This is a genomic window from Xenorhabdus mauleonii (genome assembly GCF_900113945.1).
GTDB lineage: Bacteria > Pseudomonadota > Gammaproteobacteria > Enterobacterales > Enterobacteriaceae > Xenorhabdus > Xenorhabdus mauleonii.
Genome location: NZ_FORG01000004.1, coordinates 333,825 through 344,463 on the forward strand (window position 1 = coordinate 333,825; position 10,639 = coordinate 344,463).

At 43.9% G+C, this 10,639-nt stretch carries 6 protein-coding genes; 4 read left to right on the plus strand and 2 right to left on the minus strand.

Going from position 1 to position 10,639, the window contains the following annotated elements; all coding sequences use genetic code 11:
- Nucleotides 1-1,041: a type VI secretion system baseplate subunit TssG gene (tssG, locus tag BM100_RS06270; RefSeq protein WP_420855300.1), complete on the plus strand. Its 1,041-nt coding sequence runs from the start codon at nucleotides 1-3 to the stop codon at nucleotides 1,039-1,041.
- A gap of 228 nt (nucleotides 1,042-1,269) precedes the next feature.
- Entirely contained in the window at nucleotides 1,270-3,915 is a 2,646-nt protein-coding gene (gene tssH / locus BM100_RS06275) for a type VI secretion system ATPase TssH (protein ID WP_092509024.1), read from the plus strand.
- Between the two features lie 1,143 nt (nucleotides 3,916-5,058).
- Here tssH and fadR read toward each other — a convergent pair.
- Nucleotides 5,059-5,781 (minus strand): fatty acid metabolism transcriptional regulator FadR, encoded by a 723-nt coding sequence (gene fadR, locus BM100_RS06280; protein WP_092509026.1) that lies wholly within the window; start codon nucleotides 5,779-5,781, stop codon nucleotides 5,059-5,061.
- A 468-nt stretch (nucleotides 5,782-6,249) separates the two neighbouring features.
- Here fadR and nhaB point away from each other — a divergent pair, with 468 nt between their 5' ends.
- A complete protein-coding gene (gene nhaB / locus BM100_RS06285) occupies nucleotides 6,250-7,794 on the plus strand; it encodes a sodium/proton antiporter NhaB (RefSeq protein ID WP_092509028.1) in 1,545 nt (514 codons plus the stop codon).
- Nucleotides 7,795-8,128: 334 nt separating this feature from the next.
- Nucleotides 8,129-8,653: a disulfide bond formation protein DsbB gene (gene dsbB, locus BM100_RS06290; RefSeq protein WP_092509030.1), complete on the plus strand. Its 525-nt coding sequence runs from the start codon at nucleotides 8,129-8,131 to the stop codon at nucleotides 8,651-8,653.
- Between the two features lie 103 nt (nucleotides 8,654-8,756).
- Here dsbB and BM100_RS06295 read toward each other — a convergent pair.
- Nucleotides 8,757-10,639: adhesion domain-containing protein (locus tag BM100_RS06295; RefSeq protein ID WP_244896536.1), on the minus strand; the 1,883-nt coding region annotated here is incomplete at its 5' end.

A 10,639-nucleotide genomic window follows, 5' to 3' on the forward strand; every position in this document is an offset into this window, starting at 1 on the left:
ATGAAAATGAATAAAACAAAGCCTGTTGCCATTCATCATGTCAGTCGGTTGCCTGACGATTTTTGGCAACAGCTCACGCAAGCACCCTGGAAATTTGATCTATTTCAAACCCTGCGCCGCATAGATGCCCAATCCGGGGAGTATTATATGCTCGGTTCGGCCCCCTTGCCGCGATACGATATCTTGCGGTTGGGGCAAGAGTCCTCCCTGATTTTCGCACCTTCTACCCTGTCTAAAGTCAAAAAACGGGGGGAATCAAAATTATACGATATACTGATTTACAGTTTTGGCCTGCTCGGCCCCAATGGCCCGATGCCATTGCATATCACTGAATATGCCTATTCCCGGCAGTATAATTTTCAAGATCCGACACTAAGCGCCTTTTTCAACTTATTTCATCATCGACTGACACTATTGTTCTACCGGGCTTGGGCCAATACCCAACCCACGGTTTCGCTTGATAGGCCGGATAATCAACGATTTTGCCATTACCTTGCCTGTTTAATCGGCATGGGATTACCAGCACAAAAAAAGCCGGATACCATTAATGACCACGCCCGCTATTTTCTATCCGGGCATTTATCCCGCCAAAGACATAGCGCCGAAGGAATGGAAAAAATACTGTTTAGTTATTTCAATATTCCGCTAAAAATCATCCAAAACATTCCTCAATGGCTGAAAATAGAAATACAGGATCAAGCCCGATTAAAAGCAGGCCGAAATATGCCCCGTTTAGGTCACTCTGCTTTTTTGGGTATTGCGCTTTACGATGTTCAGCATAAATTTCGCATTGAATTAGGCCCGTTAAGACTGGACGAATATAATTCGTTCTTACCCGGAAAACCAAAGTCACAACAATTGCGCGATTGGGTTAATCAATATTTGGGAATCGAATATGCATGGGATATTCGGTTAATACTCCACCAAGCCGATATAAAAGGCATTCGTTTGTCAGAACCAATGAAATTAGGTCTGGACAGTTGGTTGGGCAAAATTGATCGGCCAACCCATCGCGGCGATTTACTGTATACCTATAAATAATTCACGGTATAGCTATAAATATCAGCATCCATAAATATTCGGATGCATCTTAATATTCTCCTGCCCATAAACATAATTTCTATCAATAAGTTCTATCCATAATCTCTGCCCTGTATTCCACTATTAAGTATTTCGTTATTGAGCACTTAACCATTAATCCTATTGCTATTACATGTCATTACCGATCTTGTCATTATTGTTCACAATAACATTGCGGGTGATACTTTTATGTCAGAAATCAATCGTTCTGTACTCTTTGGTAAGCTCAACCGTACCCTGTTCACTGCGCTGGAAAGTGCTACAACCTTTTGTAAACTGCGCGGAAACCCTTATGTTGAGTTAGTTCACTGGCTGCACCAACTGATGCAGCAGCAAAACAGTGACCTGCAACAAATTATTCGTTACTTTGCTCTGGAAGAAAACAAACTGACGCAAGATATGGTCACCGCGCTGGATCGTCTGCCCCGTGGCGCAAGTGCCATATCTGATCTGTCAGAGCACATTGACAATGCTGTGGAACGTGCCTGGATATATGGCTCGCTGAAATTTGGTGTTAATAAGATCCGCAGTGCGCATTTGCTTATTGGCATGTTAAAAACCTTTAACTTACGCAACGCGCTGAAAGCCATTTCTCCCCAGTTTGATCGTATTAATGCAGATACTCTGCTCAATCTTATCAACGAGATTTGCAACAATAGTGACGAGGCTCAGGAAGATACACTTTCGTCAGAAGTGGCTCAAGGAACATCCTCACCGTCTTCATCCCAGCAACAATCGGCCCTGCAACAATACGGGCAAGAATTGACTGCCCGTGCGCGCAATGGAGAAATTGATCCGGTAACAGGGCGTGATGAAGAGATCCGCCAGATTATCGATATCCTGATGCGCCGTCGTCAAAATAACCCTTTGCTGACAGGAGAGGCAGGTGTGGGTAAAACCGCTGTCATTGAAGGATTTGCCTTGCGGATTGCCTCAGGTGAAGTTCCCCCGCCCCTGCGCAATGTCCAGCTTTGGTTATTGGATATAGGCATGTTACAGGCGGGAGCTGGCGTTAAAGGCGAATTTGAATCCCGATTACGCAAAGTCATTGATGAAGTTCAATCCAGCCCGATTCCAATCATCTTGTTTATTGATGAGATCCACACCTTAATCGGCGCGGGCGGACAACAGGGCACCGGCGATGCTGCCAACTTGCTGAAACCTGCCTTGGCACGGGGACAATTGCGGACATTGGGTGCGACCACCTGGTCCGAATACAAAAAGTATATTGAAAAAGATCCCGCCCTGACCCGCCGTTTTCAAGTTGTTCAGGTACACGAACCCGATGAGGCCAAAGCATTGTTGATGCTGCGCAGTCTGGTCGCTGCTCTGGAAAAACATCATCATGTTCTCTTGCTGGATGAAGCCGTTGAAGCCGCCGTACGCCTTTCACATCGCTATATTCCTGCCCGCCAGTTGCCAGATAAAGCCATCGCGTTGCTGGATACAGCCTGTGCCAGAGTCGCTGTCAGCCAACACGCAGAACCTCCACAACTGGAAAATTGCCGCCATCAAATAGACGCATTGCACATCGAACTGGAAATTGTTGAACGGGAATCGAAAGTCGGCATTGACGATAAACAACGCTCAGAAGCCATTTTGAATGAATTGTCGATTCTGGAAGAACAGCGAACCCAATTGCAGACGCGCTGGGAAAGCGAACTTTCTCTGATAGACCAAATCATTTCCCTACGAACACAGTTGCATGAAAGACAGTCTGAAGATGAAGATACTGAAACCCAGCACGCTGAGTTGTCAGAATTACAACAACAACTGAAAGAGCTACAGGGAGAAGAGCCGCTTATTTTTGCTGCCGTAGACAGCAATGTTGTTTCTTCGGTTGTTTCAGACTGGACGGGGATCCCGCTCAATCGCATGGTAAAAGACGAAATTGATGCAGTATTGCAATTGGCTGACACACTCAGCCAACGCGTCATTGGCCAATATCACGGGTTGGAGTTAATTTCAAAACGGGTTCGCACTTCACGGGCCAAACTGGATGATCCGAACAAACCTGTCGGTGTTTTTATGCTGTGCGGCCCCTCCGGTGTGGGTAAAACCGAAACAGCTCTCGCTCTCGCAGAAACCCTGTACGGCGGAGAGCAAAACCTGATCACCATCAACATGAGCGAATTCCAGGAAGCCCATACCGTATCTACCCTGAAAGGTGCGCCGCCGGGTTATGTCGGTTACGGTGAGGGCGGCGTGCTGACTGAAGCTGTCCGGCGCAGGCCGTACAGCGTCGTGTTATTGGACGAAATTGAAAAAGCGCATCCTGATGTCCATGAAATCTTTTTCCAGGTTTTCGATAAAGGCTGGATGGAAGATGGTGAAGGCCGCCATATCGACTTCCGCAATACTATTATCATCCTGACATCCAATGTCGGTGCTGATCTGGTCACATCCCTTTGTACTCAACAAGAGACAGTTCCAGAGCCGGATAAGCTCAGTGCTGCCTTGCGCAAACCTTTATTAAATGTATTCCCGGCAGCTTTATTGGGGCGTTTGCTGATCATTCCTTACTACCCATTGAGTAACGAAGTGATGACCCAGATTGTGCACCTGCAATTGGGCAGAATCCAAAAACGTCTGTTGGAAAATCATGACATTACCGCAACATTTGATGAAGAAATGGTAGAGCATATCGTCGCCAGATGTACCGAAATTGAATCAGGCGGGCGTATGGTTGATGCAATTCTGACTAATACCCTGCTGCCACAAATCAGTCAGAGATTACTTTCAGCCAGTGCGCATGACGAACAATACCATCAACTGCGAATATCCCTCGCAGAAGGGGAATTTCAATTCGATTTTTCTGACGCTCCCCAAACATAACTATCCTTAAATGGGAGGCACTTGTGCCTCCCATTTATTCTTGTGAGTATAATTTCACCGTGCGTATATCATTGGAGCACTGAGTGTATATTGTGAAAATAAAAAAATATCGCTATCGAATTTTTTAGAAGAAACAGCCCGTGAAATTAAACATAGAGCACATTAATAGCATTTATGCTTATGATCTTAATGAAGGGAATACAAAGAGCAAATTAAGATACACGTTATTTACAGAAAGGAATACTGAAGCCCCTTTTTCTTATCACTCAACACCAGCAGAAAATGAAGAAATAAACCGTGGTGCCTATGCCCAAACCTCGCCTAGATCACTCTATCTGTTTGCTAAATCACTACCTATAACAACATTCACGCAACTTTATCCCCTTCGATCGTAACATCCCATTTATAAGACGCTTGCCCTTTATCTAATGAACATAGACACCTACCTATCGCCAAACTAACCCAATACATGTACAGCAAATTGGGGCAGCCCTCATACTGAATACTCTGACAATAACGCAGCATATTCAGCAAACAGATAAATCCCACCGTAAAACAGCAGGAACACTTTCTCTTTTTTATTGCAACCCAATGTCGTTCTTATAGCATTGGGCTATTAGGAAAAATTATGTTATTGGGCCAAATCGTGAAAACGTTTCCTGATCCCTATAAATTTTTCCCCAGACTTTCAACAAAGGCTTAACGGAATTAAGGAATTCCATATAACTGTTATTGAAATATAAACATCATCATAACACCTCGTCAAAAACAACGGATTTATTCTGATAAATAAGATATTATTTTTAAGACGAGGCAATTGATATAGAAATGATAGGATTACAGTTAGATTAGTATTAGTTGCTCAATATATTAATGGGGGTTTTATGTAATAAGGTGATCACTATGTTTCATGATTTATTTAAATTTAAACAAAGCGAGAATGTATCCGGCAATTGGAAGTTCCAAATTTGCCCGGATTTCCCTGATAGAGAGGCCAACAACCTATTTACCTCCAGAAGACATTCCGTAGTTTATATCACTATGAATATTTCAACATTATGTGTCTCCTCATAATATGCATAATCCCCAGAAAATCTGGGGAAAATAAACACTATCAATAACGCGGAAGATCAAATAATGTCATCAAAAGGAACGAGAATCGGCTAATTCATTAATCATAATGCCTTGCATACCGTGCCAGATAATGCCACTTTCTTTACCATAATTACGCACGCAATCCATAATTGCATCATAGGATTTTTCCTTGCACAGCGAACCTAATTGCTGATAGAAGTTCAATGCCAATTTACGGGCTTCAGGATTGGAAAAATAGTAACGGCCAACGCGGGTGTACAACCCTTTCAATCCATTAATGATCAAACCATAAATTGGATTTCCTGATGCAAAAGCCAGCCCGCGGAAAATATCATAATCCAAAGAGCTGAAGGATTCGGCAGTATCTTCTGCTTGTTCTTTTTCTGCCAGTACTTCCAACGATTTTTCAGGGTTGTTTCTAAAAGCAGTGCGAATAAAGATAGCCGCGATATTGGTTCGAACAGACAATAAGTTGTCAACTAACTGAGGAACACTTTCATGATCAAGACGCGCCAACGTTTCCAATATATTGAGGCCGGATGTTTCCCAAAAATTATTGACCTTTGTCGGCTTTCCATGCTGAATAGTTAACCATCCATCACGGGCAAGACGTTGTAACACTTCACGCAAAGTCGTACGGGTGACACCAATCAATTCCGATAATTCACGTTCCGCTGGCAATATACTGCCGGGTGGGAAGCGATTATTCCAAATACTTTCAATGATATACTCTTCCGCAAAACTCGCAGGACTTTGAGCCTTAATTACCATAATTTTAATTATTCCAAAGCAGTTTTCTTGGCTAATAATAGCAGCTGATCATACCAGAATGTCGCTGTTCGACATAGTTGCCTGCATCGTTGACGGGGCAATAAACAGTGAAAGAGTGAAAGGGCTCATAAAAAATGCAATTATTCACGGATTAATTATGTGCTGACAGTCTTAAATTGCTATCGTGTTGAGCGTACTATTGGGGTCATCTCGGCTTCGCTTTGAATTTATACCCAATGGATTTCAGGTTGCAATGTGATGGCAAGGGAACGAATTCTCCCAGCCCAAGGCGGGTCTCCGGGGAAAAACAGGCGTTTTTCATTTATCTCCGGGAGTATCGATAGCCGTATTTTTATAAACGGTAGCCGGAGGATGTGAGTGCCGCCAAAAAAGCAGTAACTTGAAAGGCAACGGGTATAGCTGTTTAGATTTGTTCCCACATATATAAAAAGAGGAATGTTAACAATAATGGAAATCAGTATCCGACGTGCAGTGGTGAAAAACTTTCTCGGTAATTCGCCGGATTGGTACAAGCTAGCTATCATTGTTTTTCTTATCATCAATCCACTGGTTTATTTCTTTGTCAGCCCTTTTGTTGCTGGCTGGATGCTCGTTGTAGAGTTTATTTTCACTTTGGCAATGGCATTAAAATGTTATCCCTTGCAACCCGGTGGTTTACTGGCGATTGAAGCCGTCATCATCGGGATGACCTCGCCAAAGCAGATCAGCCATGAAATCAGCAATAATCTGGAAGTGATTTTATTGCTGATTTTTATGGTGGCAGGCATTTACTTCATGAAACAGCTATTGCTGTTTGTCTTCACAAAACTCCTGTTAACTATCCGTTCAAAAAAAATGCTGGCGTTGGCATTTTGTCTGGCAAGTGCTTTCTTATCCGCTTTCCTTGATGCCCTGACCGTTATTGCGGTCGTTATCAGTGTTTCTGTCGGGTTTTATGCCATCTATCATCAATATCTTTCCCACAACGGTAATTTTGAACTGAGTGACGATAAATTCATTGACAGCGAAGATAAAAAACAAACGCTGGAACAGTTCCGTTCATTCCTTCGCAGCCTGATGATGCATGCCGGTATCGGTACTGCACTGGGTGGCGTGATGACCATGGTGGGGGAACCACAAAACCTGATTATCGCCAAACACGTTGGATGGGATTTTGTCTCTTTCTTTGTGCGTATGTCACCCGTGACCATTCCTGTCTTTGTATGCGGTTTGCTGGTTTGTTTATTGGTGGAACACTTTAAACTGTTTGGCTATGGTGCTGAATTGCCGGAACGTGTTCGGTCTGTTTTGCAGGATTATGCGCAAAAAGCGAATGAAAAGCGCACCCGTCAAGAGAAAGCCCAGCTTGTTGTGCAGGCATTGATCGGTATTTGGTTGATTGTGGCTCTGGCCTTCCATTTGGCCGAAGTGGGTTTGATTGGTCTGTCAGTGATTATTATGGCAACCGCATTCTGCGGCATCACTGAAGAACATTCATTGGGCAAAGCGTTTGAAGAAGCCCTGCCCTTTACGGCTCTATTAACCGTCTTTTTCTCTGTAGTTGCCGTGATTGTTGATCAGCAACTGTTTACGCCATTTATTCAATTTGTCTTGCAATCGTCACCGGCATCGCAGCTTTCCCTGTTCTATCTCTTCAACGGATTGCTTTCTGCGGTTTCGGATAATGTCTTCGTGGGTACGGTTTACATTAATGAAGCCCTGTTTGCCCTGAAAAATGGCCTGATTTCACAGCAGCAATATGAGTATTTAGCGGTCGCCATCAACACGGGCACTAACTTGCCTTCCGTGGCGACGCCAAATGGACAGGCCGCTTTCCTGTTCTTGCTGACCTCTGCCCTATCTCCGCTAATCCGCCTCTCTTATGGTCGCATGGTCATCATGGCACTGCCTTATACTATTGTCATGACGTTGGTCGGGCTGCTGTGTGTTGAGTTCTGGCTGGTGCCTGCTACAGAATATCTCGTTAAACTTGGCTTGATTACCCCGCTGTAACTATCCCCATAGTCTTTCACGCCGCCGCTTTGTTGGCGGCGCTCATTTCCCCCGGGAACAGGGTTCACTATGCTCCCAGGGAAAATGAGAAGCGCTGGCTTCTCACCATATGATCCACCTTGAGCTGACAAACTCGCAGCTTAAAATCCGTCGGGTACATCAGCCAAATTTAATATTGTGCCCTGCCGGATAGTGCATAAACTCACACCATCCGACTTTTTATTAAACAATTTTCTGAAAAAATAGCGTAGTTTACTTTAATTATATTTTTTTATGGCTGATGAAACGGCACAATAAGCTAAATTATTTTTTCTTAAGAGATGGAAAACAGAAAATGCTTCAATATCTAAAAAAGAGTTCCCAAGGGCGAGGCGCATGGCTATTGATGGCGCTGACAGCACTTATTCTGGAAGCAACTGCCCTTTATTTTCAACACAAGATGCAATTGCAACCCTGTGTTATGTGCATCTATGAACGCGTCGCTCTGTTTGGTATTTTAGGCGCGGCTTTGCTGGCTGCAATTACCCCTAAGACCCCGTTGCGCTGGCTGGCTATTTTGTTGTGGATTTACAGCGCATGGCAAGGATTGAGGCTTGCGTGGGATCACACCATGATGCAGTTATACCCTTCTCCGTTTAACACCTGCGATTTCTTTGTTGATTTCCCGTCTTGGCTGCCACTGCATGAATGGTTACCTTCCGTATTTCAGGCGTATGGTGATTGCTCGATTAAACAGTGGGAATTTCTGACACTGGATATGCCGCAATGGCTGATTGGCATTTTTGCTGTTTATTTGGTTGTTGGCGTGTTGGTGTTGGTGAGCCAAGGTGTTCGGGTGCGTCATAAGTACTTTAGCTGAGATAAAAAACTGCCCCTTGTTGTTGATGGATATAACTTTAGGGGCAGTTTGGTTTTTATTAAGCCTGTTTAGGATTTTGTGGAATTGCTCAAACAGTCACACATTATTTTTTCACGCAAACCAGGTATTCCCCTCCCCCTGTATTTGAACCATCTTCCTGCCAAATTCCAGTATTTAGAGTAATATATCTATACCCATTTGAACTGCTTGAATCCCTAGTCCATATATAAAAGTTACCTCCGTCGGGAGGGAATGGCCAACCATAAATTTTTGCAAGATTTCCATCTTTGCCGCCAGTATTATTATTATATAATTCTTGTGCGGTACTTCTATCAGGTAACGTGCAGCTCCTGCTCGCGGCCTCCCAATTAACCGTTGCCCAATCTTCATTATTTTCGGGGTATTTTCCTTTATCTCCTACAAGATTTTCATTAGATAGCCGAGGCCGCGTAACTGAGCCTTTACCCGAAATAAAGACGGTTTCTGGCATATGCCCCCAATAATTAGCTTCTTTCACATCAGGACTAGTTATTACAGTAAACATAACCTCCTTCTCCCCCACAGGAACCTTATTATTACTTTCATCATTCAGTGTGGCTGACAATTTAGTTATTACGCCTTTACCATCCGGATCAGTAATGTTGATAACTAAATCACCGTTATGATCTGTATGCCCCGTGTAAGTATTTTTGCCTCCGCCCAGAACACCTTTAACAACTTCCACATTTGCTGTCACGGTTGCTGAACCTTTACTGCGCCCAGTAGCACTCAAACTAATGGTAACAGGCACACCACCTATTGGTTTCCCTCCTTTAAGGCTTTGAATTGCCCATTGCATACTGCCTTTTTCAGCATTATCAAGAAGATTTTCCCTGGCCTGAAGTTTAACGACTGATTTACCTTTGATCTCCACTACCTCCTTGCCTTTGGTATCCCAAGTATCGGACGCTTTATCAGCAATTCCCTTTATAGTGCCATCTGTGTTAGTGCTTACAACTGTGTTTGATTTTTTGGTATCTTGGTCTTGAATATCACCAATCTTACCAGAGGCTGTACCACTTTTTGCCAATACACTTAATGCAATGACCCGGCCATAAAGGTCTTCTAATGGTTTGTGGTATCGAGGAACCTTATGAGGCTGAGCTCTAATATCCTGACCCGGGGTAACGGGTGAACCGTCACGAGCTACCTCCGTCCTTGTTGTGAACTCTGCATCCGGAGCAAAATCCCCCCATGTGTAATGAGAAGCATCGCTTGTCTCTCCACCGTTATGGTCAAATTGATAGGTTGCCGCCAGATATGTCTTACCATCAACTTCTTCTGGTACTAGCGTCAGCTTGGTTATAACTGGTCCTATAGCTGGATCGATTACCCGACCCGACGGACTCCCCCCTCCCGCAAGATTTTTGTTACCATTCCCGTCATCACCTACTAGATTCGACGTTACGACTAAAGGAGCCTCAAATGGCTGTCCTTTAAACATTCTTTGTACTTCGAGTCGGATAAAATACAGAGAATCACTCTTCTCAAGTGTATATTCCGGCACTGTACCATTTGAAGGGACTGCTTTTTTGAGGAGTACCACCTTCTCAGCAGTTTCATCAGGTACGCTAGGAATCTTATCCTTATCCGCCCCCTCATTTGCTTTAGCCTTTATTTGATACCATGTGTATACCGAATGATCGACGGGATCACCCTTATTGGCATCAAAATGATATTTACCCCTTATTGTCTTACCAACTTGCAACATCCCATGAAGTTCCAAATTATTAACAATCGGTTTAGCATCCGGATCGACGATGGCGCCCTTGTTGCCACCAGATGTATTATTTCCAGGTGAACCCGGTACTGTGGTGACCTTCTTAATACCGCCCAGATTCTGTTGTCCGGCGAAGTTGGCCGGTAGAATAGACATGACAATCACTTCACCTGAAATCTCCAATTCCAACTCTTTTTCCAGTATGAGCTTGGCCTGACCTTTGTTAT

Excerpts from the sequence above, each read along its gene's own strand:
- tssG (WP_420855300.1), top strand. The coding sequence starts at position 1 with ATGAAAATGAATAAAACAAAGCCTGTTGCCATTCATCATGTCAGTCGG.
- tssH (WP_092509024.1), top strand. The coding sequence starts at position 1,270 with ATGTCAGAAATCAATCGTTCTGTACTCTTTGGTAAGCTCAACCGTACC.
- fadR (WP_092509026.1), bottom strand. The coding sequence starts at position 5,781 with ATGGTAATTAAGGCTCAAAGTCCTGCGAGTTTTGCGGAAGAGTATATC.
- nhaB (WP_092509028.1), top strand. The coding sequence starts at position 6,250 with ATGGAAATCAGTATCCGACGTGCAGTGGTGAAAAACTTTCTCGGTAAT.
- dsbB (WP_092509030.1), top strand. The coding sequence starts at position 8,129 with ATGCTTCAATATCTAAAAAAGAGTTCCCAAGGGCGAGGCGCATGGCTA.